The sequence below is a fragment of the Paraburkholderia sp. 2C genome, from assembly GCF_054589215.1.
Genome location: NZ_BAAILL010000039.1, coordinates 29,325 through 54,643 on the forward strand (window position 1 = coordinate 29,325; position 25,319 = coordinate 54,643).

Below are 25,319 nucleotides of genomic sequence, written 5' to 3' on the forward strand. Positions count from 1 at the left end.
CGAGTGCTGGCCGAGCCCATTCGATATCGCGCCGCTGCTTGCCTCGCGCGGCGCGGCAGTGTGCGTGCTCGCCAGCGGCGACCCGATGTGGTTCGGTATCGGCGCCACGCTTGCGCGTCACGTCGGCGCGGACGCGTTGCGCGTGTTGCCCGCGCCTTCCTCCGTTTCGCTTGCCGCGGCGCGCCTTGGCTGGCCGTTGCAGGACGTGGCGACGGTGTCCGCCGTCGGCCGGCCGCTCGCGGCGATCCATGCCTGTCTGCACGACGGCGCGCGGCTGATCGTGCTGAGCAGCGACGGTGCGACGCCGGCCGCGATCGCCGAGCGTCTCGCCGCGCAAGGTTTCGGCGAAACCAGAATGACCGTTTTCGAACACATCGGCGGCCCGCTCGAACGGCGCATCGATGGTCTCGCGCATGCGTGGCAGCCCGCGCAATGCGCGGCGCTGAATCTGATCGCGCTCGAGTGCCGCGCAAGCGGCCACGCGCCGCGGCTCGCATTGACGCCGGGCCTGCCCGACGAATCATTTACCCACGACGGCCAGCTCACGAAACGCGACGTGCGCGCGCTGACGCTCGCACGGCTCGCGCCGGCGCCGCGCGAATTGCTGTGGGATGTCGGCGCCGGTTGCGGCTCGATCGGCATCGAATGGATGCGCGCGCATCCATCGTGTCGGGCGATCGCGGTTGAGGCGCATGCCGGGCGCCAGGGTTTCATCGAGCGCAATCGCGACGCGCTCGGCGTGCCGGCATTGCAGATTGTGGCCGGCGAGGCGCCTGCCGCACTCGTGGGCCTGGCCGCGCCCGATGCGGTGTTTATCGGCGGCGGCGTCACGGTGCCCGGTGTGTTCGAGGCTTGCTGGAGCGCATTGAAAAGCGGCGGCCGGCTCGTCGCCAACGCGGTGACGCTCGAGGGCGAGGCCGCGCTTGCCGGCTACCGCAAGCGGCACGGCGGCACGCTCACGCGTATCGCGCTTGCGCAAGCGCAACCGCTCGGCGGCTTCGAAACGTGGCGTCCCGCGTTGCCGATCACGCTGTATGAAACCGTCAAGCCGCAATGAGCCGCATCCTGCTGCTCGGAGGAACCGGCGACGCACTGCAGATCGCGCGCAGGCTCGATATCCGCGATGTCTACAGCCTCGCGGGAATCGGCACGCGACCGGACGGTCTGACCTGCGCCGTGCGCGTCGGCGGCTTCGGCGGCGCGCAGGGGTTACAGGCGTATCTCGCGGAGCAACGTATCGGTTTGCTGATCGACGCGACGCATCCGTTCGCCGCGCGCATCAGCGCTCACGCGTCCATTGCGTGCCGCGCGGCGGGCGTTCCGTATTGGGCGCTGCGGCGTGCCCCGTGGCAGCCGCAAACCGGCGACGACTGGCGCTTCGTCGACGACTGGCCGCAGATCGTCGCCGCGCTCGCGCCATACCGGCGTCCGCTTTTCACGCTCGGGCGCGAGCCGCTGGCGCATCTCGACGACATTCCCGTTCATCAATACTGGGTCGTGCGCTGTCTCGAGGCGCACGCCGGTAACGCGCGCGCATCGGTCATCGGCGCGCGCGGGCCATTTACGGTCGACGGCGAACGCGCATTGTTCGAATTGCTCGGCATCGATGTCGTGGTCAGCAAGAACAGCGGCGGAAGCGCGACCGCGGCGAAGCTCGAGGTCGCGCGCGAACGCGGCTTGCCGATCGTGATGACGCGGCGCCCCGAACTGCCCGCGGCCGACCGCGAATTCGACAGCGCGTCCGAACTGTTGCGCGCGCTAACGGAATGGAGTTCAGATTCATGACAGTGTTCTTTATCGGCGCGGGACCCGGCGATCCCGAATTGATCACGGTGAAGGGGCAGCGCCTCGTGCGCACATGCCCGGTCATCCTGTATGCGGGTTCGCTCGTGCCGGACGCGGTGCTGGGCGGCAACGCGGCCGAGGTGGTGGTGAATACGGCGGAACTCGACCTCGACGCGATCGTTGCGCTGCTTGCCGACGCGCATGCGAAGGGCCGGGACGTCGCGCGCGTGCATTCGGGCGATCCGTCGCTATACGGCGCAATCGGCGAGCAGATCCGGCGCCTGCGCGAACTGGGCATTCCCTACGAAATCGTGCCCGGCGTCACGGCGACCGCGGCCTGCGCGGCGACGCTCGGCTGCGAACTGACGCTGCCCGATGTTTCGCAGACGCTGATTCTGACGCGCTACGCGCGCAAGACGTCGATGCCGGCCGGTGAACAGTTGGCAGACCTCGCGCGTCATGGGGCGACCATGGCGATTCATCTCGGCGTGCGGCATATCGCGCGCATCGTGGAAGAGCTGATTCCGCACTATGGCGAGGATTGCCCGGTGGCGGTTGTGTATCGGGCCAGCTGGCCCGATGAAGAGAAGGTGATCGGGACGCTTGCCGATATTGCCGGCAAGGTGCAGGCGACCGACATCGAGCGGACCGCATTGATTCTGGTCGGCCATGTGCTGGCCGCCGAGCGTTTTTCAGATTCGACGCTCTACGCGAAAGATCCCGCAACGCAGCCGAACGGCCGCGAATGACGGACGCCGATCGCGACCTCGCGCGTCACGATCCGTTTCTTCGTGATCGACCCCGGCTTCACGATATGGCCCACCGGGTCGAACCCGTCCTCACTCACTGCGATGCGTAGACAGTCGTGTGCGAGTTGCCGTTCGGCGCCGTTACCGTGCTCGAATATGCGGTGCCGTTAGTGTTGTAGTTCTGTTCGAATCCAACGTGTCCGTCGACCGACCGGTTTTCGCTGTGCAGCTTTCGCCCGTTCTCGTCGTAGTACATATATTGGCCTGCCAGCCCGCCTTGCCCACTCGGCGTGAATTCGAATTCCTTGTTGCCATTGGCGTAAAAGGTATTAACCGGTGCTGAAACGTTCATGTAAATGTCCTTATGTCAGTAGGTTGAGACAGAATGAAATGCGATAGGAGGGAAAAATCTTAGAAAACGACTGAGTCGTTTAAGCGAAGCCTCCCTACTTCCGCATGACATTAAGGACATTCTTGATCGTTGCTAGAGTCAGCAGGTCATACGTGCATAAGCGTTGCGCATACCGCTACGCAACGCGATGCATCGACTGATCAGCGTGTCCGCGCGCCCGATTGCTCGGCATGCAGATGCGGTTGCGTCACCGCACTGACGATCGCCAGCACGATCACATTGAGCGTGAGCGCGACGAAGCCGATGTTCACGTCCTTTAGCGTATCGGGTAAAAACGGCAGCAACTGACCGACACTGAGGTGCATCGACGTCGTAACCGTCACGACTAGCACGCCGACGGCAATCCCGCAAAACGCGCCTTGCTTCGTGACGCGATTGCGCGCCGCCAGACTGCACACCAGGGCGGGAAACAGTTGCGTGACGAAGTTGTAGCCCATCAGCAGCAGCGCGACGATCGTCTCGCCGCCATGCAGCGTGAACAGCACGGCGACGAGCGCCACCACGGGAACCATCAGGCGCGCAAGCTTCGTAACGGCCGCATCGGGCGCCTGCCGCGCCAGCGCGCCTCGGTAGATGTCGTTCGCGAGCAGCGTCGATGCGGTCGTCAGAATCATCGAGCCGGGCACCAGCGCGGTCAGCACGCCGGCCGCGCCGATCACGCCGACGAACCAGGGATCGAAGCTCTGGATCGACAGCCGGAACAGCGACAGGTCGATGTTGCCGCCCGTGAGGCCCGGCACTTTCAGCGACGCCGCGAAGCCGACAAAGAACACGAACAGCAGGATCAGCTGATAGATCGGCAGCACCATCGCGTTGCGGCGGAAGATGCGTTCGCTCTTCGCGGTAAACACGGAGCCGAAGGTGTGCGGCCACATGAAGAAACCGAGCGCGGTGAGCAGCACGGTCGACTGGAACCACGTGACGCTCGAGCCTTTTTCGGGGAAGGTCAGAAAGCCGGGCCGCGCGGCGTCGATCGCATGGAACATTTCGCCGATGCCGCCGTAGTGGCGAAGCGGCAGATAGATGCCGAGAAACAGCACGATCGCGAGAATCAGCAGGTCTTTCACGACCGAGTTCCACGCGGAGCCGCGCACGCCCGACGCGATCACATAGATCGTCACCACCACGGCGCCGATCCAGATCGCCGCCGCCGACGACACGGCGCCATACGATGCGGTCGCGACGATGATGCCGAGTCCTTTCAGTTGCAACACGAGGTACGGAATCAGCGCGGCGACGTCGACCACCGCCACGAGCACGCCAAGCGCGTGACTATCGTATTTGCGCGCGAAAAAGTGCGGCTGCGACACCAGCCGGTGCGATTTCGCGAAGCGCCAGATGGGCGGCAGCAGCCAGTACGACAGCACATACGCGAGCGTCGCATACGCAAGGATGTAGTAGACCGGCGCGCCTTTGCCGTATGCATAGCCGCTGCCGCCGAGGAACGTGAACGTCGTGTAGATTTCGCCGGCCATCAGCAGGAACACGAACGCGGTGCCGAAGCTGCGCCCGCCGACGGTCCACTGTTCGAGGTTCATGTCGTGGCCGTGCCGCGCGCGCACGCCGAGATAGAGCGCGAACAGCGTCACGGCGGCAATGATGACCAGTGCGCTGCTCATCGGCGACCCTCCGCTTGCGTTGCGGGTTCGTGGCCGGCCGGCTCGCGGTTCACCGGATCGAGCCGGTAGATGACCGCCATGATCACCGCGCTCAGCACGACCCACATCACGATCCATGCGAGCACGAGCGGCATGCCGAATATCAGCGGCTCGACGCGGTTGACGAAGGGTACGCCGAGCAGAATGCCGATAAACGGCAGCGCGGCAAGCAGACGAAAGGACATAGGCATCTCCTCGAACGATGGGCGTACGGGCGGTCGATACGGTCCTGCGAGTCATGCGGGTCATGCATCTGATGCGAATCCTGCCGGTCCGACTGTATGACGCTGCGCTGCCCGCGCCAAGCGATCAAAAATATGAATGAAATTTGAAAGCCAGGCGCTCCGCGCGCTCCGAACGTCGCATACCGGATGCCTGAGTTTGATACCTGAGTTTGATGCATGAACCGGATGCATGAGCCGCGACCGGTAAGCGGTACACTGTGCGGCGGCGCGCCGGCATCGAAAGCGGTAACGGGCACGGCCCACCCCCACGCTCACCGATCGAACCGATAACAATGACAAGCAGCCTCGTCTCCGACATCCTGTTCGGCTTTACCGGATTGATCAGCATCATCAATCCGTTTGCGATCGCCTTCGTGTTTCTCGACCGTACCGAGTCGCTGACCATCGAGGAGCGTGCGGCGCTCGCCAAGCGCGTGTCGATCAACGCCTTTTTCGTGCTGATCGTCGTGTTCTTCGTCGGCACGCCGGTGCTGCATTTCTTCGGCATATCGATCGAGGCGCTGCGCATCGGCGGCGGTCTCGCGGTGGCGGTCAGCGCGTGGAATATGCTCAATGCACCCGAGACGCGCACCGAAGCGGCGGCCGGCAAGCCCGTCGATCCCGACAACGCAATGTCCAAAGCGTTCTTTCCGTTGACGATGCCGCTCACCACGGGCCCCGGCACGATCGCAACGGCCATTGCGCTCAATGCAAACCGCACGCACAAACTGTCCGAATTCGTACTGTCGTCGATCGCGTCGATCGTGATCTCGATCCTCGTCGTGCTCGTCGTCTATTTCACGTACAGTCGCTCTGCGTATATCGCGCACTTTCTCGGCAAGGAGGGCACCAGGGTCGCCTTGCGCGTATCGGCCTTCCTGTTGCTTTGCATCGGCGTGCAGATCATGTTGACCGGCTTTTCGGAGTTTCTCGCACCGCTTGCAGCGAACCGGCCCGCTCAGTGATGTTGCTCAGTGACGTTGCCCGGTGACGTCGCTCATTGACGTCACGTCATGAAGTCGCTTCGCGGCCTGCTTTGTGTGGCGCTTCATGACGCACAGATGGCGAATATCTAATCCGCATTAAATAGCGGGTAATAGACATGCAATCCGCATTGAATAAGCGTGGCAATACCGTGGCATTAGCGTAAACCCGGGTATTCGAATGACCCCCGTGTGCCGTTGTCGTGTTGTGGAGCCGCAAAGATGAAGCCCCAGGATACCGCAGACAGGATGACCGACAGCGAGCCTCACGGCGAATCCGACCGTGAGATCGGCTATATGCATGGCAGCGGCGGCTATCGGCCGGCCGTTGCCGCGCAGGTGCTCGAATCCGAGCGCGCCGTGTTGCGATTGCTCACACGCAGCGCGCCGCTGCCCGAACTGCTTGCCGAAGTGTGCCGCCGCGCCGAGGCCTTGCTCGGCGATGGCGCCGCATGCTCGGTGCTCGTGCTAGACACCGATGGCAAACATGCGCGCGTCGGCGCCGCACCTTCGTTGCCGCCGGGGTTTTGCGAGGCGCTTGCCGGCTTCGAGATCGGCGCGCGCGCCGGTTCGTGCGGCACCGCGATGTCCGAGCGCCGCCTCGTGGTGGCCGAAGATATCGAAACCGATCCGCTGTGGGCCGAACACAAGCATCTCGCCCTACCGTTCGGCCTGCGCGCATGCTGGTCGATTCCGTTCGAAGACGAATCGGGCGGCGTGCTCGGCGCATTTGCCGTCTATTACCGCGCGCCGCGCCGGCCGACCGACGTCGAGGAAACGATGCTGCGCGATATCGGCGGCAGCGTCGGCCTTGCGATTCATCAGGACTGCATCCGCCGGCGCCTCGCGCAAAGCGAGGAGCATCATCGGCTCGTGGTCGACCACCTGAATGAAGGCATCGTCGTGCAGTCGAAGAGCGGCGAAGTGCTCGCGTGCAATCCGAGCGCGATGCGCATGCTGCGCACGACGCCGGCCGTGATCGGCGCCAACATCTATAACGTCATGCTGCATGCGCGGCGCGAGGACGGTTCGGTGATCGAAACGCCCGACCGGCCCACGCTGAAGGTGTTTGCCACGGGCCAGCCCGTGCTCGGCGTCACGATGTCGGTCGAACTGGCGATCGGCCAGACGATCTGGATCACCGCGAACTTCGTGCCGATCATCAAGCCCGGCGAGCCGGAGCCGAGCGCCGTGCTGGTTTCGTTCAACGATATCGGCCCGGTGCGCGCCGCGCAGCGTCAACTCAAGTATCTGGCGACACGCGATCCGCTCACGGGTCTCCATAACCGCGCGTATCTGTCGGACCGCATGCGCGAACTGCTCGAACAGCCGGGCCGCGAAGGCGAGGCGCCGCGCGTCGCCGTGCTGTTTGTCGATCTCGACGGCTTCAAGAAGGTCAACGATACGGCCGGTCACGAAGCCGGCGACGCGTTGCTGTGCAGCGTCGCGCGGCGGCTGGCCGCCTGCGTCCATAAGGGCGACACGCTCGCGCGCGCGGGCGGCGACGAGTTCGTGATCGTGGTGAGCGGCTATGAAAGCGCCGCGCATCTGACCGCGCTCGCGCGCCAGGTGCTCGAGACGGTCGCCATGCCGTTTGCGGTGGCCGACCACGAATACTACCTGGGCGCATCGATCGGTATCAGCGTGTGCCCCGAAGACGGCCGCGACGCGGCGACCCTGATGCGCAATGCCGATTCGGCGATGTATCAGGCCAAGCAGCGCGGGCGCAACGGCTTCGAATTCTTCACGAAGGAATTGAGCCGCCAGTTGCAGCGTCGTTTCTCGATCGAGCAATCGCTGCGGCGCGCGCTTGCCGCCGACGAATTGCGGCTCGTGTACCAGCCGATCGTCGATGGCGAGAGCGGCCGCACGGTCGGCGCCGAAGCGCTGATGCGCTGGCATAACGAAGCGCTCGGCGATGTGTCGCCGATCGAGTTCATCCCGGTCGCCGAAGACACGGGTCTGATCGTGACGCTCGGCCGCTGGCTGCTCGAGCGCGCGTGCGCGCAGGCGGCCGAATGGCGCAAGACGCTTGCGCCGGATCTGATGATCGCGGTGAATCTGTCGCCGCGGCAGTTCAACGACGGCCTCGTGCAGGAGGTCGCACAGTGTCTCGCGTCTGCCGGGCTCGATCCGACCGCGCTCGAACTCGAGATTACCGAGGGCCTGCTGATGAGCGAGCGTGCGCCCGTGATGCCGATGTTGACCTCGCTGTCGAGAATGGGTGTGCGCATCTCCGTCGACGATTTCGGCACCGGCTATTCGTCGCTGTCGTATCTGAAGCGCTTTCCGCTGCATAACCTGAAGGTCGACCGCTCGTTCGTCGCAGGCTTGCCCGATCATCGCGATGCGGTCGCGATTACGCATGCGGTGGTGGCGATGGCGCATTCGCTGGGGATGAACGTGACCGCCGAAGGCGTCGAGACGTCGGCGCAGTCGGCGTATTTGCGCTCGATCGGCTGTGACCGGCAGCAGGGGTATCTGTTCGGGCGGCCCGTGGCGCCGGGCGAATACACGCAGTTGCTGGCGGGAGTGGCGAGGATGGGCGGCAATGCCGGTGGCGATGCGCCTCGTGTGTCGTAACATCTGGACTGTTCGACTCACTGAAGCGGGATACCGGATGCCGTTCAAATCGCTGGATGCCGCTGCGATCGAAGCAGCGCTTGGCGGACAAACCCGTCAATACCTGGCCGGTGCGCTGCAACGGCCGCAGCCGCTTGCGCACGTTCACGACACCGATATCGAAGTCGGCCTCTCCGACTACGTCAAAAGCGGCTTTGAGCCCGCGCATCGCCATGCGCGCGCGAAAGAGTATCACTACGTGCTGCGCGGCATGACCGAGTACCGGGACATCGACACGGCCGAGGTGCACCGCTTTCGCGCCGGCGACTTCTATGTGATCTATCCGGGCACGGCCTACGTGCAGCGCATCAAGCGCGACACGCGCATTCTCTTTATCAAATACCCGGCGGGCAACGACAAGCAGATCGTGCCGATGACCGACGCCGTCGACGCCTGGGCGCGCGAAACATTGCGCGTGACGCGTGTCGACCTGAATGCGCGGCAAACGGGCGGCGGTGCCGCGGCGGATGCAGCCGCGGTACCCGTTGCGAACTCGCTGAAGCCGGCGGTCGCAGTGGCGGTATTCGATGCCGCGAACCGCCTGCTGCTCGTCAAGCGCCGCGACAGCGGCTATTGGGCGATGCCCGGCGGCACGATGGAACTGACCGACTCGCTCGAAGGCTGTGCGCGCCGCGAGGTGCGTGAGGAAACCGGCATCGACATTACGATGACGGGACTGATCGGCACCTATACCGATCCGGCGACGATCATCGCGTATTCGGACGGCGAAGTGCGCCGCGAATTCTCGATTCTGCTCGCGGCCTCCGCGACAAGCGAACAGCTTTCGCACGACGACGAATCGACCGACGTGCAGTGGATCGAGCTCGACGCGCTCGCGCACTTTCCGATGGTCGCCGCACAAGCGCGTCGTGTGCAGGATGCGCTGGCGTGGCGCACGCATCGCGAGGTGTTTATCCGCTAGAGCAGGGCGGTCTTAACCTCGCCCTTGCGTCGACATGCGAAACTCAGCGCGCTTTTGACGCCGTCCTGGTGGGCGTATCGACAGATTTTCCGCCACTAGTCGTGTTCAATCGATCAGCGGATGCGGGCAGCGGTGCATGGTGGTACTCAACGGAAACGGGAATTCCGGCAGGTAACCGGATGATCGTTGCCGGAGTCAGTTGTTCTTCCAAAACAATATGGACTACTATTCGCCAGCGGACGAATTACCCCGTTACGTCTGCTTCTCTCATCGTGTTGGCCTTACAAGGGCCGCCCAGTCTTTTTACCGGCGCTCGGCCCGAACGAGCGGACTGATCGGACGCCGGTTCAGCTCGGCGCGCGTGACGTTGCGTGCGACCGTGAGGATGCATTCGAACTACTGGCGGCCTATTTTTCTGTGGTCTGCCCGTCGTCTTCAGCGGCTTTTGTCGTGATCCTGATGTTCCTGCCGTGTCGCGGCGGGGTGCGTATGACCGTCATCAGCGGGGACGCGAGGTCGCGGAACAACGACGTCTCCCCACTGTCGAGTGAAAGTCCGCTATTGGCCGGAAGGGTGGGCGCGGCCGCGATGCAGGGTTGGCAGACGTGTCCAAAGACCGGCAGGCCCGAGGGCGTGCCCGCTACGGCCCGCCCATTGAGGATGGACGTGCACGTCAGAGCGACATAAATCCGAAAGGTGAAAGGTCGTGACAATAAAATATTTCGGATTACAAATTATATGTGTTTGTGAAAAAAATCCGACCGATTTTCATGCCGGAACAGATTGGCAAGCCCTACTGCATGCGAAGGGGGCATGGGCTCAACGGTCAGAACGGCTGAATGGGATAAGGGATGGGCCGGATGGGTTTTTTTCCACTGGCCCGTCCGCTGTGAAACGGGAAAAACAATCAGGTAGGTAACCATGGCGGAATATGACGATGCAATGAGATATCTGACGGGGCGGCAGTCCGCGCATCTGAAGTTCATGCCGCGCAAGCGGCAGCAGCCTGATCGGGAAACGGGCAAAGCAACGCCGATGCCGGTTGTATCGGTCGTCTCGTGGGAGGTGCATGAGGAGATCTGCGAGCCGTATCGAATCAAGGCTGTGATTTCGACGTCGGAACCGGTCAGCAGAAAGAAGGTGCTGGGCCAGTTTGCGGAACTCTCGATCCAGCCCGAGGATGGACGTCAACCGCGGAAATTCAGTGGATTCGTTTCGCAATTCGATCTGGTATCGGAATCGCGCGATGGCTGCATGTATCGTGCTGTGATCAGACAGAGACTCGCACTGCTCGACGGCCCGAGCAATTGCGTGACATACCAGCGGATGACATCGTGGGAAATCATCAAGGCAATCCTTGAACGCCACGAGATCCGCTTCTGGATGCAGGTTGAACTGCGCTTGAGGCACGAACATCCGAGACATGCTTTCCGCTTCCAGTACAACATGGGCGACTGGGCGTATGTCAGGCTCGAAATGGAACAGGCCGGCCTGTTCTGCTTTACGACGACCGGCGAGTTTGGCGAAGTGCTGGTGATCGCGGACGATATCGACGGCTACGAGCGGCCCCACCTCGACGTGCTTGCCCGTCCTACATCCGGGTTATTGACGTTCGAAGAGTCCATTTTTTCATTCAAGATCCGCACCCGTACCGTGCCGGAGTCCTTCGTCGTTGCCGATTACAACCCCGAGAACGCATGGGAAATTCTTCGTGACGAGAGCGAGCCGGAACGGACCGATCCGACGATGATCGGTACGCCCTACGTCTGGGGCACGCATCACAAAGATAAGGACGGCGCGAAGCACGAGGCGCGGTTGCGCCATGAGGCAGCGCTCGCCCGGCAAATTCGCTACAAGTGCAAATCCACCGTGCTTTCGATCAGGCCGGGGCGGCTCGTGCGCCCGGACCGGGAACTCGAGGATACGAAAGCGGGCATGCTTGTTACGCGGGTCGTGCATGGCGGCGCGCGCGATGCAAGCTACATGAACCGTTTCACAGCCATTCCGGGAGATCGCCCCTTCCGTATCGAGGTGGATGAAAGTCGGTGGCCTCGAATACACGGCACACTCGGTGCAACCATCTGTTCACCTGATGAATACAAATTTGCTTACCTTACTGACAAAGGAGAGTATGTCGCACGCTTTCATTGCGACTTTGGCAACTGGCCTAAAGGAGTGGAAAGCGTCCCGCTGCGGCTGGCGAAGCCCTTTTCCGGCAAGAACAATACCGGCATGCACATGCCCGCGCTGGATGGCGACGAAGCGCTCGTCGGCTTTCGCGAAGGCAATCCAAACAAGCCGCTGCTGGTTGGTTTCATTCCGAACAGTCAGCGCCCGGACCTTATCAACTCATCGCGGCGGCGCATGTCGCGTAACGAAATCCGCACGCAGTCCGGGAACAAGCTGTGGATGGATGACTGGGACGAACAGGAAGGCATCGAACTCAGCACCGAACACTCGGGCCGGTCGCAGCTCAACCTCGGTTTTATCCCCGACCGGGATCTGAAGCGACGCGGGGCGGGCGCGGAACTCAGGACTGCGGGACATCTGGTCGGAAGGGGCGGCGCTGGTGCGATGCTGACGGCTTATAACCAGGTGGGTGGCAGCGGCAAGGTGCTTGCCACGGATGAGACGGACGCACAGTTCAGGGATCATCAGGCGTTCGTCAAGTCACTTGCTGATTCTGCCGGGGCGTCGAAGGCCAGCCCCGCAGATACCGACGCACAGCAAGGCATCAACGACGGATTGAAGGAACTGAAGAAGCCCGGGGTTCTGGTCACGGGTCCGGGGCCGGTTGGTGTGGCGTCAGGCGACGGAATGCATTTCGCCGCTGATGGCTCGATTATCGGCACTGCAAGGAAGGGGGTGCATTTCAGCACGCTTAAGCGTTTCACGGTCGCTGCGCGCGACATAGTGTCGATGTTTTCGCAAAAAGGCATGAGCCTCATTGCAGCGGCGGGCGACTTCGTGGCGCAGGCCCAGCGTGGACGCATGCAGCTTGCCTCGCAGGGCGACATGACGATGGAGACTGTCGACGGGGTGTTGCACGTGAAGTCGTCCAGGGAGATTGTGCTGAATGTCGGCGGCTCGTACCTGCGAATGACACCGGAGGGGATCGAATTCGGCTCGCGAGGCGGGGCCGTGTTCAAGACAAGCGGCTTGAAAAAAACCGGTCCTGCACAGATGGACCTGGGCGGCGTGGCATTCGCACCGGCCTTCGTACCGTTCAAGACCGAGTGTGAAGTGTGGCGAACCAATCCTGACTTCGTTCCGCCGCCAGCACCTGCGCCCGCACCGGACCCGGCGCAGTGGGCTGCGCTGAGCAATACAGGAGCGGTGCCGCCTGCGCCCTCGCAGGATGCAGGGTCCATGGCGCCAGCGGATGGCAGAAATCCTTGGGGGGCAGGTGTCTCGCAGACAGGAAGAGAGACACTGGTTCAAAAAGGATCCGGTGTGGTGGTGGTGAACGACCCGGATAATGCGCCAACCGTGGGACCAGCAGGGAATCCTGACCCGATCCAACTCGAAAGTCCGGCCTCGTGTTACTGGCAGCTTCCGGATTTCGTGGCGTCTGCAACGATGCAACGGGAGACATCCACGTACCAGAAATACGGCTGGACAAGGACCGAACGGCTCGTAAAGGACGGAAGTCCGGTGATGTGCTCGGGGACAGCGCCGACGACATGCCGGTTTACTTACGACGCTAACGCCAGGACCCTCACAGCCAGCGTTGTGATCGCATTGATTCCGCAATTGCTGGTGAAAATGAATCCCGCGACAAGGGAACCGATGCGCGATGAGCAGAACGACTACGTAGTTGTGCAGTATGAGACTTTCCGAAACGGAGCCAATTCCCACAAGTCGTTTGCCGCACAGGGGTTGATGCTGGTCGAGCGAGACCCGAGTGAAGTCGATGCGTCTACGTACAAAAACACGATCGAAAAGACGCTGAACCAGGGGAACTACAAGCTGGTCCTTGATGGCTGTAACAAGGGTGCGGCTTGTGGTTGCCGGGTTGCGGTGAAATTCTGCGCGGATGTGCACGTGGTCAGGGCAGCGGACGCCCCGGCGCTCAGTCCAAATGTCACGATAAACCTTTATCCGACTACAGAGCGGGCTGACGCCGCCAATTGGCCGGAGAAAGAATATGTTATAGCCGCTGGCAAGTATAGGGAAATCATCACACAAACGATGGCGCATGAGACAGGGCATTTATTCAATTTTCCCGATGAATACTGGCAGCAAGGTGGATTCGTGCATTCGATGTACATCAAGGATGGCAAGGACATAGACTTTACCCTTGCTGACGCAAACAGGATGACAAACAGGGTCTGGGTAATTGAAACAGAAAATAACCTCATGGGTGGCGGATGCGTCAAACCAGCGGCCGCGACTTCACCTTACTATCTTGAGTACATTCGCAGATGGTTTTCCGCGCACACGAATAAATTGTGGCGGGTCGGCTATAACGCTCCTGCTGTAGCTATCACAACAACTAAAGGAAGCAGTGGAAATTCGAATGTGAAAACTGGAGCCTCTCATGTCAGAAAAAACTAATGGTCATAAATTCCATAAAATATTAAAAGTGGCCTTTTGGTCCGTGATGACAATGTGGATAGGAGGTAGATGCGCGATGGCAAATGATTCAACTAATGGTGTCCTGCGACCCGGTGCATTTTCTCTTTCGTGGTCAGGTGGCCTTCAATATGGTTCGAGAGAAATGAGCTTCGATGGAGTAGACAGGTTCTATTTTGCCAAGGGGGACACCATCAACGATGACACGCAAACCGGTGTGGGAGTCTTTGTGCTGAGGTTGCAAAATCACGATCTGGAGGAACTGAAAGAGGTAGCGCGAACTTTGTGCGACAACGATATCCAGACCGGTGGTCCTGAAACGTACGATCCTCCTTCGACATTCAATGTCGTGTGCATGGGTGACGGCAAAGTTGTGAGCACATCGGGTTCCCAACGCCTGATCCCTGAGAAATTCTGGAGTAGGGTATTTGATGCCCCCTTCAGATTATCGGAAGAGGCGTGGGAGAACGGGCAGAAACTGATCAAACTCGACTTCAAAACGGAAAGTATTGAGCGAAAAAATGGAAGTTATATTGTTTCCGTACGGTTTATTAATTCTGGCGAGCGCTGGATAAAGTTCAAAACGCCGGATCAATGGGGCGGGGATACGGTCCGTGGGACTTTAGGTGTTGCGCCGTTTAGCAAAATCGGGAAAATTGAGCCGCGCGATGATTGGGGTTTTGAGTTGGCTGGAAAAAAACTAATTAATCAGGGTGATTTCCCGGATGGAGTTGTTCTCTTAAATCCAGGGGATAGCAGGAAACTTGTGTTCAGTGCGACTCCTGATAACAAGATTGCTAAGGGGGGATATAATTTGTCGGGGGCTGCCTTTATGAGAATTGAGTACGAGGGTAATGGGTGGGGTTTGTCAACGAAGGTGGATTTTAGACCGATCGGAAATAGTATTGCTTTCGACCACGACTACCCCTCGACGCCCGAAGAGCGCGAGCAATGGGAGAGAACGCACCGCGAAAATATGTCCCAAAGACCGGTCAAGCCGGGGCAAACCTTCGTCGAGGCGGGGCTATATCGCGCCGTACGTACCAGTGGCGCTTCTCGCGGCCTGCTGCTGAAACCGTTCAAGGCGGGCGACGTGGCGACGACTGAACCGGTGACGATGCCCATGGACTCGGAGTATGCGGCGGGCACCAATATCAGCGGCCCGGTACATTGGGTGTGGGAAGCGAGCGCGCCGACACCTGTCAAGCAGTGGTCGTTCGACATCATCGAGGACACCGCGCAATTCTGCGAGCCAGGCGTGGCCTGTCCACGCAGCGGACGCTGGGTGCCACGCGTAATGATCGGTTCCGGGTTTGGCGTGGAGGAATATCAGTACCGGCTTGCGGGCATTGTGACGCTTCGCAGGGGGGAAACGATGCCATCTATCGAAGGCAGCGGCCCGAGGTGGGAATGGGTGGGAGTCTCAAATGGTTGAGCGCGCCTGCATTCTCCGATTCGACCGGACCACGGCACACGGCACAGTGCTTGACGCGATCGAAGACATTGGCCTTGACGGACGCGGCGTGAGCTACATCGGGGCACGCGTACAGTGCCCTGCCTGCGGCGTCGTGGGGCATATCGAGGCCAACGGCCCGCGCTCGGACGATAACGCCATGGACGGCAGGCTGCCCGCACTGGAGCGTGACTTCTGTCGTTGCCGCTGCAGTCCTTCGCCAACACTGATTGCCTCACAACATCACTGGACCTACGAAGGCTGACGCGGAGAAACGATGACTTTTCGCTGGAACCAGGTGATCCCCGACGAGAAGAATGCAGGCAAGCCGCCTCCCATCTGGATGTATGTCGTCATCCTGATTATCGTGGAGTGCATTGCACTGGCGCTCACCGTAGTTACGTGGCCAAAGGACAAGCCTGTGGCGTCAATGGAGTTTTTGAGGGGGATTCTGCTGATCGGTCCGCTTTTTTGGGGCGCGTTGTGCGCTTTTGTCTACCACACTTTCTATGGGGCGTACGCCTTCGATGCGGCGGTTACCAACCGTGAAGGGTGGCAGTTGCGCAGATCCTGGCAACAAAATGGGCGCTCTGGTGTCGCCGTGCTGGACAGCGTGGTGCTGGCCCCCGAACCGGAACTTGCCGAGCGCATGCTGGGACTGGACGGTACACCGCCGCACAATCCGGGCAAGGTCATGGCGCTTGACGTGGACGGGACAGCGGCCGACTCCCGACTGCACGCGGTGCTGGAAAAATTGATTGTGCCGCTTGCGTCAAAGCTGGCCCATGCGATGAAGAGCGATTCTGTGCAGCTCATCATGCAGGGGGACCGGGACGAATCGTCCGACATCATTCACGCGATATGGAAGAAGGCCGATTTACCAGGGGCGCCACGCATTGTCAGCATGCCGCCCGGCACGGAGCCGAAGTTTGCGGAAAAGTGGTTTCCTGCTGATCGCGATCCGTCTTACCGGCTGGTGCTGGCGTGGCATCTGAATGACAACCCGGACGCGCCGGGGGATTGCTCAGAGTTCGCCGTGGCGATGCTGCTGGCCTCGCACCAGCACTGGCGGAGCCGGCGTGGCAAGCTCAGGCCACAGGCGTGGCTATTGCGTGGGATCGGGACGGAGGCGGATCAGGTCGAAGCGGCGATGGCACTGCTGCTTAACGCGGAGCAGGTCGAGACGAGGCGCATTCGCAGTTTCTGGCACAGCGGCCTGAAGGGTGTCGCGAAGCACGCGACCTTGGGTGCGGTGAGGGAAAGCGGGCTTGCGGTTTCGACGCACGCGCTCGACATGGCGGTCGGCCCGCAGGCTCCTGCGTCACGGTGGCTGGTATATGCATTAGCGGCGAAGATGGCGCACTTCGGGCAGGGTGCGCAATGCATGGCGCTTCCGGGCGATAGGGGCGTGACGCTCAGTCTTGCAGCCAGGGAATTGCGAGAATGGGATGCGCCATGGAAAGACAGTTACGCATATTCCTTGGTACCCGTTTCCGAAGTCACCTTTACGGCCTTAGGTTTTGCTGGCGTGCTACTCCTCGGTGCTCACGAAGGCTGGAGCAGCATCAGCACCGTCGGTCTGATTATCGCGGTGGTCCTGAGTGCCGGATTTGCCGGGGCGAGATACCTGCGGTGCAAATATATCATTGAGAACTTCCAGCGCACGTATAGGCAGTAGCCATTGCTGATTTAAAGGAACCTGCGCTGGCAGGTGATCGCTCAGTTCATCGGGAAACCGCCTCGGCGCCTTCGGGTTCCAGCGCTTCCTGTTCAACGCTGCATCGGTCATAGGACGTTATTCGCCATTATCGTCTCATGACCTCGTCACACTAAGAATCTGACAGGCTCGGTCGATGTGGGGAAAGTAAAGGGCGTACGCTATCGCGCTGAACCGGCCAGCGCCTTTTGTCGCGTAACTTGCTAATCTACGGAGTAGGAGGTGTAATCGCGCCGTTTATCGGTATCAAGTTGATCGATATTGCGATTACGCTGCTTTTTTAGAGGCTTTCTATATGTCCTTTTTACGGTTCCAAGGAAAGTCTTTACAGCATCTTTATGGACCGTCGTGAAGGCAATGCAAACCGCTTCCGAACCCGCCGCAGCACGTGGACCGGAACACGAAATTCAATCGGCCGATGTAGCAAGGGGCAGGCTCAAGATTTTCTTCGGTGCCTGTCCCGGCGTCGGTAAAACATGGGCGATGCTGCACGCGGTGCGCCGGCAGCGCGACGACGGCGTCGACGTCGCGATCGGCGAAATCGACACGCACGGTAGCGAAACGCTGCGACGTCTGGTCGTCGGGTTGCCGGCGCTGCTGCCGAAGCATGTGCATCGCCATGAACGGATGCTGCGCGAATTCGATCTCGACGGCGCGCTCGCCGCGCATCCGCGGCTAATCGCGATCGATGAACTCGCCTGCGCCAATGTGCCCGGTGGCCGGCATGCGAAACGCTGGCAGGACGTCGACACGCTGCTCGCGGCCGGCATCGATGTCTATGCGACGCTCGATGTCGCGCAACTCGAAAGCCTCGGCGATACGGTCAGCAATATGATCGGCGTGCGTATGCGCGAAACCGTGCCCGATCGCTTCTTCTTCGAAGCGGCCGACGTCGTGCTCATCGATCTGCCGCCTGACGATCTGCTCGCGCGCCTGATGTCGGGCAGTGCGCGGTTGACCGCGGCGACCGAAGGCGCGCGCAGTTGCCTCGTGCGCACGAATCTGCTTGCGTTGCGCGAACTCGCGCTGCGCTGCATGGCCGACCGCGCCAATGCGGACGTGCACGGGCAGCGGCTCAAAGGGCGTTTGCGTACCGCGGGCGCGACGCGCGAGCGGATTCTGGTCGGCATTCGCGCGCAGGCGTCGCACGAGCGGCTGATTCTCGAAGGCGCACGCCTCGCGCAACATCTGCGCGCGGAATGGGTCGTCGTGCATGTCGATCGGTCCACCGGCGTGCGCGATGCGCACCAGCGCGAGACGCTGCTGACGCTGGCGAATCTCGCCGACAGCCTCGGCGCCGAATTCACGACCTTGCCGGGCGAGGACGTTGCGAGCACGCTCGTCGGCTACGCGCACGAGCGGGGCGCGACACGGCTCGTGCTCGGCAGCCGTCCGCCACGCGCGCGTTGGCGTGCGTTATGGCGCGCCTGGTCGGGGCCGCGTATCGCCGAGCGCATCGTGCGCGCGAATCCGCGTCTGGCGCTGGTGGTGGTCGGCACGTCCGACGACGATGCGCCGCTGGCGCGCGTGGTCGCGAGGCGAACCGCCGAAACGGTATGGAGCGGGCTGCTGCTTGCGCTGTTCGCATGCGTGCTGACCACGGTGATCGCGAGCATCGTGCTGCATTTCTTCGCGACGCCGAATGTCGTGATGCTGTTCATGCTGAACGTCGTGCTGCTGTCGTTGCGGCTCGGCCGCATGGCCGGCGCATGGGCGGCGTTGCTGAGCGTGGGCAGCTTCGATTTCTTCTTCGTCGATCCGCGCTTTTCGTTTCCCGTGTCCGATACGCAATATCTGTACACCTTCGTGCTGATGTTGACGGTCGCGCTGGTCACGAGCCAGCTGGCCGCGCGGCTGCGCTACAAGGCGAAAGTCGCGACCGCGGGCGAGCGCCGCGCCACGGCCGTCGCGCGCGTTGCACGCGATCTGTCCAGCGCGATTCGCCCCGCGCAGATTGCGGCCGTGTGCCGCCAGACGATCGCGCCGCTGTTCGACGCGCGCGTCGCGCTCGTGCTGCCCGATTCGATCGCAACGGAACAGGCAGCGGGAAAAACCGCCAGCAAGGCCGAGTTGTTGCGCGATGACGCGAACGCCGCGGACTTCGTCGATACGTCGGTCGCGCAATGGACTTACGACCACGCGGAAGCGGCCGGTGCCGGCACGCAGACGCTAAGCGGCGCACGCGCGTTGTATCTGCCGCTCAAAGGCCCGATCTGCACGCGCGGCGTGCTCGCCATCTGCGCGGAAGACGGCGAACTGTCGAACGATGCGGACGACCGGCGCCTGCTCGACGCGTGTTGCGTGCTGATCGCACTGGCGCTCGAACGCACGCATTTCATCGAGATCGCGCAGGACACGCAGGTCCGCATGGAAGGCGAGCGCTTGCGCAACGCACTGCTTGCCGCGGTCTCGCACGACCTGAAAACACCGCTCACGGCGATAAGCGGGCTCGCGGAAACGCTCGAACGCGTCGGCGATCTGCCCGATACCGAACGTACGGCCGTATCGCGCTCGATCCGTCTGCAAACCGAAGAATTGCACCGGCTCGTCACCAATCTGCTCGACCTGGCGCGCATGCAAAGCGAGGGCGTGCGCCTGAACAGGGAGTGGCACGCACTCGGCGAGGTGGCCGGCAGCGCGCTCGCGCGCCTTGGCCACACGCTCGACGCGCATCGCGTGCGCACCGAACTGCCGCCCGATCTGCCGTTAATCGAAATCGATGCGATCGCATTCGAGCGCGTGCTTGTCAATCTGATCGACAACGCAGTCAAATACACGCCGGCCGGATCGACGATCCAGATTCGCGCGCGGGCGGTCGGTGACACGATGCATCTGTTTATCGAAGACGACGGCCCGGGTTTGCCGAATGTCGACCCCGAGCATTTCTTCGAAGCGTTCACGCGCGGCGTGCGCGAATCGGCTATTTCGGGCGTCGGCCTGGGGCTCGCGCTGTGCCGCACGATCGTCGATGCACACGAGGGCGCGATCGATGCGGAACGGCGTTTGCCGCAAGGCACGCGCTTCGAGATTCGCCTGCCGCTTGGCGCTCCGCCTTTAATCGAAGAGGAACGCGCCGCATGAAAAAGCCGCGCATTCTGCTCGTCGAAGACGAGTCCGATATACGGCGCTTTATCCGTATGGCGCTCGAACGCGACGGCATGACCGTATTCGAAGCGAGCACGGCCGGAGAAGCGCGCATCGAAAGCGCGAGCCGGCAGCCGGAGCTGCTGATCGTCGACCTCGGCTTGCCCGACGAAGACGGCAAGGTGCTGATCCGCGATTTGCGCACATGGTCGCGCGCGCCGGTGCTCGTGCTGTCGGCGCGCGATCGCGAGACCGAGAAAGTCGACGCGCTCAATATCGGCGCCGACGACTATCTGACCAAGCCGTTCGGCGTGCCCGAACTGATCGCGCGCGTGCGCGCGCAATTAAGGCGCGCGAGCCTCGTCGCAAGCGATGGCCCGACGGCGTCGACGGTGCGCTTCGGCGAAGTCAGCGTCGATCTCGCGACCTACGAGGTCACGCGTAACGGCGCACCCGTGCACCTGACGCCGACCGAGTTCCGGCTGCTCACCGCGCTGATTCGCGGCTACGGCAAGGTGATCACGTACCGTCAACTGCTGCTCGACGTCTGGGGACCGGGCTATGCGGACCGCCCGCAGTATCTGCGCGTCTATATGTTGACGCTGCGTCAGAAGCTCGAAGACGATCCGACGCAGCCCCGCCATTTGATGACGGAGTTACAGGTCGGCTACCGGCTTGCCGGGCTGGCCACCTGACCCGCTTCGCCGAGCACCGTCGTCCGGTAATGTCCGACCGCCTGCTCGAGATTGTGGAACATCCGTTCGCGGCCCAGCGCCTCGCCGATCGGCGAGCGCTGCACGAGCGCCAGCACGTCCGGATTCAACGCCGCGAGCCAGAGCGTGATGCCGCGCGAGCGCAGCCGCTCTTCGGCATCGGCGAACATCCTGAGCGCCGTGTATTCGATATCGAATACACCGCTCATATCGATGACGACCGTATGCGGCGCGGCCTGCGCGATCAGCTTCAGCATTTTTTGTCCGATGTGCTGGACGTTGGCGAAGTAGACCCGTCCTTCGGGCATCAGCAGCAGAAGACCCGGCCACGTTTCGTCGTCGGGATGCAGGTGGGAGACGGGCCGGAACACGTTCGTGTTGCGCTTGCGCGCGAGCACATAGACGGGCGGGTCCGACAGCTGATGCGCGAGCGCGGCCAGCGATACGACGATTGCCACCAGAATGCCCTGCAGCGTGCCGACAATCACCACGCCGGCCAGCGCCACGACGGCCCAGACGAACTCCATGCGCCGCACACGCGCGATCGCGCGAAATTCGATCGGATCGAACAGGCCGATCGAATAGACGATCACGACGGCGGCCAGCACCGCCTGTGGAATCAGGCCGATCAGCGGTGACAGCAGCAGCATCGCCGCGAGCGCGACGGCGGCCGTGACGAGCGATGCCGCCTGGCTGCGCGCGCCGGCGCGGCGGTTCACCGCGGTCTGCGTCGTGCCGCCGCCGCCCGGCATCGCGCCGAATAGCGCGCCGGCCAGATTGGCGAGGCCGGTGGCGAAAAGCTCGCGGTTCGCGCGCGGGGCGGGCTCGCCGTGACGCGCGAATGCACGGCCGGCCGCGGTGGTTTCGGTGAAGCTCATCAATGCCATGCCGAGCGCGATCGGCCACAACGCGTGGGCGAGCGCGAAGACGGGCAACGTGGTCGCGGGCAGACCGGCCGGCACGGCGCCGACCGTGTCGACGCCATGCGCATGCAGGTCCAGCAGCTTCGATGCGGCAATCGCGCATGCGACTACCGCCAGCGGCGCCGGCACATGCGGCACGAAACGCCGCAACGCGATCAGCGCGACGAGCGCCAGCGCCGCGACGACGGCGGTTGTCATCGAAGTGCGTGGCAGGCCTTCAAGAATGCGCAGCACGTTCTCGAAGAACTCGCCTTTCGTGAAGTGAATGCCGAGCAGCTTCGGCAACTGGTCGACAAAAATCACGACCGCTATGCCGGCCTTGAAGCCGACCAGCACCGGTTCCGAGATAAAGTCCGCGACAAAGCCGAGGCGCAGCAGCGAGGCGACCATCAGGATGAGCCCGACCAGCACGCCGAGGGTGGCGGCCGCCGCGAGCAGTTCCGCGTGGCCGCCGCCCGGCGCGATGTTGGCGAGCGCCGACGTGGTGAGTATCGAGAGCGTGGTGGTCGTGCTGACGCTCAACACGCGCGACGTGCCGGTCAGCGCGTAGACCAGCATCGGGATAAACGACGTATAAAGGCCCGCCTCGACGGGCAGCCCGGCAAGCGTCGCGTAAGCGAGCGCGTTCGGAATGACGACCGCCGCGGTGGTCAGGCCGGCGATCAGATCGCCCTTGATCCAGTGCGAGCGATAGTCGAGCAGCCATTCCGGCAGCGGTATCCCGCTTCGGTGAGCGTGTCGCCGAAGTTCGGCCGGCGTCGTGCCGGAAGGCGGCGAGGCCGGCGGTGCATCCGCAGGTGTGCCCGAAGCTACGCCGGAAGGTGCATCCGAAGGTGTGCCGGAAGGCTGATCGAAAGGCGGCATGGCGGAAAGTGCGAAATGCGGAAAAAGCCGCGGAAAAAGCCGCGGAAAAAGCGCCGCCGCGCAGTGCGCGCGCGGCATCCATGCCGGAACCTGCAGCGCGCGGTGCTCGCTCGGGATCAGAACTTCTCGGGCACGTACTTGAACGGGTAGTCCGGCTCGCGATAGTCGCCGCGCTTCTGCCGTTTCGGCAGCGTGATTTTCGCACGCGGCAGCGCCTTGTACGGAACACTGCTGAGCAGATGGCTGATCAGGTTCAGGCGCGCGCGTTTCTTGTCGTTGGACACGACGACATGCCACGGCGCGATGCCGGAGTCGGTTTCGACGAACATTTCGTCGCGGGCGCGCGAGTAGTCGTACCAGCGCTCGTACGAGCGCAGATCCATCGGCGAGAGTTTCCAGATCTTGCGTGGATCGTTGATGCGCGCTTCGAGCCGGCGTGTCTGTTCCTCTTCACTGACTTCGAGCCAATACTTGAGCAGAATCACGCCCGACGCGATGATCGCGCGCTCGACGAGCGGCACGCTTTTGAGGAATTGCCGCGCCTGGTCTTCCGTGCAAAATCCCATCACGCGTTCGACGCCCGCGCGGTTGTACCAGCTGCGATCGAACATCACGATCTCGCCGGCGGCCGGCAAATGCGGCAAATAGCGCTGCACGTACATCTGCGATTTCTCGCGGTCGGTCGGCGCGGGCAGCGCCACGACGCGGAACACGCGCGGGCTCACACGCTCGGTGATCGCCTTGATGGTGCCGCCTTTACCCGCACCGTCGCGTCCTTCGAAGACGATGCAGATTTTCGCGCCGGTTTGCACGACCCATTCCTGCAGCTTGACCAGTTCCGCGTGCAGGCGCGCGAGCTCTTTTTCGTAGTCCTTGTTCGCCAGCCTGGCGGACGCGCCTTCGCCATTTGCGGCGCGGACACCGTCTCCTTTCGCGCCTTCCTTGACCATGCGACCGATGATCGCTTTGCGCATCGCTTTAGCGCTCTCTTTTGAGGCCTTTCGGGTCTGAGTCATGATGGAATCCTCGAACGATCATACGGATGCCGGGCGAAATGCGATTCCTCATTCTTCATCGAGTATGGTCGCGCACCGGGGGCGCCGCAACTGGACTTTGGTCCAATGCGAGAGCGCCCGGTAGCGATTCGCTCCGCTGCGGCCATGCAACGACGCGCCCATCTGTCGACGGGCCGGCGCGAGAACTCAGCACTTTGCCGGTGAGGTCTTTTCGTCCGCATGTGCATGCAGTTCGGGCGGCGTTGCGCTGCCACCGTGTTTTTCGAGGTACTGGCACGCGCTGACGATATCCCGACCGAGCAGGCAGGCGACGTTGTGGTTGATGTGCGGCCGCACCACCACGCGCAGACTCATCACTGTCTGAGCGTCGGGCGGCATCGAGTAGGCGGACAGCACCCAGCCTTTTTCGCGCACCTTGTTCGACACGTCGAACTCGTTGAAATTCTTCACCTTGCTGTCGAGCGTCACCGCCACGACGGGAATGCGCTGCGTCTCGTTCATGATCGTGAAGTAGCCGCTATCCACCAGCAGCTTGCGCAGCGTGATTGCGTTATTCAGCGTGTGCTGCATCACGCGCTGGTAGCCGTCGAAGCCGAGGCGCAGGAACTGGTAGTACTGCACGGCAATCTGGAAGCCGTTGCGGCTGAAGTTCAGCGTCGCGGTCGGCATTTCGCCGCCCAGATAATTCACATAGAACACGAGATCTTCGTTGAATACCTCGCGCTCGCGGAAGACCACCCAGCCGAGCCCCGGCGGCGTGAGCCCGTATTTATGGCCCGATGCGTTGATCGACTGCACGCGCGGCAGGCGAAAATCCCATTGGTAATCGGGGTACAGAAACGGGTTCACGAAACCGCCGGACGCGCCGTCGATATGCATCGGAATCGAAATGCCGGTGCGCTTCTCGTAGTCGTCGAGCCAGTCGTGGATTTGCTGGATATCGTCGTCTTCGCCGGTGAAGGTTTGCCCCGCGATCGCCACGACGGCGATGGTGTTTTCATCGACGTACTGGTCGAGCCGCTCCGCGGTGAGGCGGTAATTGCCGGGCTTGAGCGGCACGATGCGCGGCTCGACGTCGAAATAGCGCAGAAACTTCTTCCAGACAATCTGCACGTTGCCGCCCGTCACCATGTTGGGCCGGCTCGCGTCCTTGCCTGCGCGTTCGCGCTTTTTCCGCCAGTTCCACTTATGCGCGAGCCCCGCGAGCATGCAGGCTTCCGAAGAGCCGACCGTCGCGGTGCCGTACACTTCGACGCCCTTCGGGCCGTTCCACAACTGATGCAGCCAGCGGACCATGCGCGTTTCCATCGCGAAGAGCTGCGGATACATATCGTGGTCGATGTAGTTCTTGAAGATATTGCGGCGCGCGGTTTCGGCCGCTTCCGGTTCCGCGAAGGTCGTGACGAACGACGACATATTGAGCATCGGATTCGTATCGGTCCATTCGTCGCTGATCACGATGGCCGCGGCGGCCCGCGCCGACAGGCCGCTCTTCGGAAATTCATGCTCGGGCACTTCGCAATTGAACTCGTCGTACGGCGTGAGCTTTTCGATCGGGGTCTGCATGTGTCGCTCCTTCCCATGAGATAGACCAGCAGGGACCGCCGGAGGGCCAGGCC

The 25,319-nt window shown here is 62.2% G+C and carries 18 protein-coding genes; 12 read left to right on the top strand and 6 right to left on the bottom strand.

The window, feature by feature from the left end; translation table 11 throughout:
• From cbiE to cobM, 3 genes are all read left to right on the top strand, one after another.
• On the top strand, window positions 1-1,057 hold a 1,057-nt coding region (gene cbiE, locus ACYPXD_RS17845; protein ID WP_459713966.1), incomplete at its 5' end, for a precorrin-6y C5,15-methyltransferase (decarboxylating) subunit CbiE.
• A complete protein-coding gene (locus tag ACYPXD_RS17850; protein WP_459713968.1) occupies window positions 1,054-1,785 on the top strand; it encodes a cobalt-precorrin-6A reductase in 732 nt (243 codons plus the stop codon). The genes cbiE and ACYPXD_RS17850, both read left to right, overlap by 4 nt.
• Window positions 1,782-2,534 (top strand): precorrin-4 C(11)-methyltransferase, encoded by a 753-nt coding sequence (gene cobM / locus ACYPXD_RS17855; RefSeq protein ID WP_459713970.1) that lies wholly within the window; start codon window positions 1,782-1,784, stop codon window positions 2,532-2,534. The genes ACYPXD_RS17850 and cobM overlap by 4 nt, the downstream gene beginning before the upstream one ends.
• 94 nt (window positions 2,535-2,628) lie before the next feature.
• Here cobM and ACYPXD_RS17860 read toward each other — a convergent pair whose 3' ends face one another.
• The 3 genes from ACYPXD_RS17860 to ACYPXD_RS17870 all read right to left on the bottom strand — a co-directional run bounded on the left by ACYPXD_RS17860 (window position 2,629) and on the right by ACYPXD_RS17870 (window position 4,789).
• Window positions 2,629-2,886: a hypothetical protein gene (locus ACYPXD_RS17860; protein WP_459713972.1), complete on the bottom strand. Its 258-nt coding sequence runs from the start codon at window positions 2,884-2,886 to the stop codon at window positions 2,629-2,631.
• Window positions 2,887-3,086: 200 nt separating this feature from the next.
• Window positions 3,087-4,565 (bottom strand): sodium:solute symporter family protein, encoded by a 1,479-nt coding sequence (locus ACYPXD_RS17865; protein ID WP_459713974.1) that lies wholly within the window; start codon window positions 4,563-4,565, stop codon window positions 3,087-3,089.
• Entirely contained in the window at window positions 4,562-4,789 is a 228-nt protein-coding gene (locus ACYPXD_RS17870; protein WP_459713977.1) for a DUF3311 domain-containing protein, read from the bottom strand. Before ACYPXD_RS17870 ends, ACYPXD_RS17865 begins: the two co-directional genes overlap by 4 nt.
• A 332-nt stretch (window positions 4,790-5,121) precedes the next feature.
• Between ACYPXD_RS17870 and ACYPXD_RS17875 the strand changes: the two genes are divergently transcribed.
• From ACYPXD_RS17875 to ACYPXD_RS17915, 9 genes are all read left to right on the top strand, one after another.
• Window positions 5,122-5,793 (top strand): MarC family protein, encoded by a 672-nt coding sequence (locus tag ACYPXD_RS17875; RefSeq protein ID WP_459713979.1) that lies wholly within the window; start codon window positions 5,122-5,124, stop codon window positions 5,791-5,793.
• Between the two features lie 240 nt (window positions 5,794-6,033).
• A complete protein-coding gene (locus ACYPXD_RS17880) occupies window positions 6,034-8,394 on the top strand; it encodes a putative bifunctional diguanylate cyclase/phosphodiesterase (protein WP_459713981.1) in 2,361 nt (786 codons plus the stop codon).
• A gap of 37 nt (window positions 8,395-8,431) precedes the next feature.
• Window positions 8,432-9,355, top strand: a complete 924-nt coding sequence (locus tag ACYPXD_RS17885) for an NUDIX domain-containing protein (protein ID WP_459713983.1) — start codon at window positions 8,432-8,434, stop codon at window positions 9,353-9,355.
• A 921-nt stretch (window positions 9,356-10,276) separates the two neighbouring features.
• On the top strand, window positions 10,277-13,912 hold the full coding sequence (locus tag ACYPXD_RS17890; protein WP_459713985.1) for a type VI secretion system Vgr family protein: 3,636 nt from the start codon (window positions 10,277-10,279) through the stop codon (window positions 13,910-13,912).
• Complete coding sequence (locus tag ACYPXD_RS17895; RefSeq protein WP_459713988.1) at window positions 13,896-15,365, top strand: hypothetical protein; 1,470 nt, start codon at window positions 13,896-13,898, stop codon at window positions 15,363-15,365. Before ACYPXD_RS17890 ends, ACYPXD_RS17895 begins: the two co-directional genes overlap by 17 nt.
• On the top strand, window positions 15,358-15,648 hold the full coding sequence (locus tag ACYPXD_RS17900; RefSeq protein ID WP_459713990.1) for a PAAR domain-containing protein: 291 nt from the start codon (window positions 15,358-15,360) through the stop codon (window positions 15,646-15,648). The genes ACYPXD_RS17895 and ACYPXD_RS17900 overlap by 8 nt, the downstream gene beginning before the upstream one ends.
• 12 nt (window positions 15,649-15,660) lie before the next feature.
• Window positions 15,661-17,061, top strand: coding sequence for a hypothetical protein (locus ACYPXD_RS17905; protein WP_459713993.1), 1,401 nt, complete (start codon window positions 15,661-15,663; stop codon window positions 17,059-17,061).
• A 396-nt stretch (window positions 17,062-17,457) separates the two neighbouring features.
• Complete coding sequence (locus tag ACYPXD_RS17910) at window positions 17,458-20,181, top strand: DUF4118 domain-containing protein (protein WP_459713996.1); 2,724 nt, start codon at window positions 17,458-17,460, stop codon at window positions 20,179-20,181.
• Complete coding sequence (locus ACYPXD_RS17915; protein ID WP_459713998.1) at window positions 20,178-20,879, top strand: response regulator; 702 nt, start codon at window positions 20,178-20,180, stop codon at window positions 20,877-20,879. Before ACYPXD_RS17910 ends, ACYPXD_RS17915 begins: the two co-directional genes overlap by 4 nt.
• On the opposite strand, the gene ACYPXD_RS17920 is transcribed toward ACYPXD_RS17915, so the two are convergent.
• From ACYPXD_RS17920 to ACYPXD_RS17930, 3 genes are all read right to left on the bottom strand, one after another.
• Entirely contained in the window at window positions 20,852-22,684 is a 1,833-nt protein-coding gene (locus ACYPXD_RS17920; protein ID WP_459714000.1) for a SulP family inorganic anion transporter, read from the bottom strand. The two genes, ACYPXD_RS17915 and ACYPXD_RS17920, sit on opposite strands and share 28 nt — an antisense overlap.
• Window positions 22,685-22,800: 116 nt before the next feature.
• Window positions 22,801-23,634 carry a polyphosphate kinase 2 gene (gene ppk2 / locus ACYPXD_RS17925; RefSeq protein WP_459714294.1) on the bottom strand — a complete coding sequence of 278 codons (834 nt, stop codon included), beginning with the start codon at window positions 23,632-23,634 and terminating at the stop codon, window positions 22,801-22,803.
• A 252-nt stretch (window positions 23,635-23,886) separates the two neighbouring features.
• A complete protein-coding gene (locus tag ACYPXD_RS17930) occupies window positions 23,887-25,266 on the bottom strand; it encodes a glutamate decarboxylase (RefSeq protein ID WP_459714002.1) in 1,380 nt (459 codons plus the stop codon).
• Window positions 25,267-25,319: the final 53 nt, after the last annotated feature.

Excerpts from the sequence above, each read along its gene's own strand:
- ACYPXD_RS17850 (WP_459713968.1), top strand. The coding sequence starts at position 1,054 with ATGAGCCGCATCCTGCTGCTCGGAGGAACCGGCGACGCACTGCAGATC.
- cobM (WP_459713970.1), top strand. The coding sequence starts at position 1,782 with ATGACAGTGTTCTTTATCGGCGCGGGACCCGGCGATCCCGAATTGATC.
- ACYPXD_RS17860 (WP_459713972.1), bottom strand. The coding sequence starts at position 2,886 with ATGAACGTTTCAGCACCGGTTAATACCTTTTACGCCAATGGCAACAAG.
- ACYPXD_RS17865 (WP_459713974.1), bottom strand. The coding sequence starts at position 4,565 with ATGAGCAGCGCACTGGTCATCATTGCCGCCGTGACGCTGTTCGCGCTC.
- ACYPXD_RS17870 (WP_459713977.1), bottom strand. The coding sequence starts at position 4,789 with ATGTCCTTTCGTCTGCTTGCCGCGCTGCCGTTTATCGGCATTCTGCTC.
- ACYPXD_RS17875 (WP_459713979.1), top strand. The coding sequence starts at position 5,122 with ATGACAAGCAGCCTCGTCTCCGACATCCTGTTCGGCTTTACCGGATTG.
- ACYPXD_RS17880 (WP_459713981.1), top strand. The coding sequence starts at position 6,034 with ATGAAGCCCCAGGATACCGCAGACAGGATGACCGACAGCGAGCCTCAC.
- ACYPXD_RS17885 (WP_459713983.1), top strand. The coding sequence starts at position 8,432 with ATGCCGTTCAAATCGCTGGATGCCGCTGCGATCGAAGCAGCGCTTGGC.
- ACYPXD_RS17890 (WP_459713985.1), top strand. The coding sequence starts at position 10,277 with ATGGCGGAATATGACGATGCAATGAGATATCTGACGGGGCGGCAGTCC.
- ACYPXD_RS17895 (WP_459713988.1), top strand. The coding sequence starts at position 13,896 with ATGTCAGAAAAAACTAATGGTCATAAATTCCATAAAATATTAAAAGTG.
- ACYPXD_RS17900 (WP_459713990.1), top strand. The coding sequence starts at position 15,358 with ATGGTTGAGCGCGCCTGCATTCTCCGATTCGACCGGACCACGGCACAC.
- ACYPXD_RS17905 (WP_459713993.1), top strand. The coding sequence starts at position 15,661 with ATGACTTTTCGCTGGAACCAGGTGATCCCCGACGAGAAGAATGCAGGC.
- ACYPXD_RS17910 (WP_459713996.1), top strand. The coding sequence starts at position 17,458 with ATGCAAACCGCTTCCGAACCCGCCGCAGCACGTGGACCGGAACACGAA.
- ACYPXD_RS17915 (WP_459713998.1), top strand. The coding sequence starts at position 20,178 with ATGAAAAAGCCGCGCATTCTGCTCGTCGAAGACGAGTCCGATATACGG.
- ACYPXD_RS17920 (WP_459714000.1), bottom strand. The coding sequence starts at position 22,684 with ATGCCGCCTTTCGATCAGCCTTCCGGCACACCTTCGGATGCACCTTCC.
- ppk2 (WP_459714294.1), bottom strand. The coding sequence starts at position 23,634 with ATGGTCAAGGAAGGCGCGAAAGGAGACGGTGTCCGCGCCGCAAATGGC.
- ACYPXD_RS17930 (WP_459714002.1), bottom strand. The coding sequence starts at position 25,266 with ATGCAGACCCCGATCGAAAAGCTCACGCCGTACGACGAGTTCAATTGC.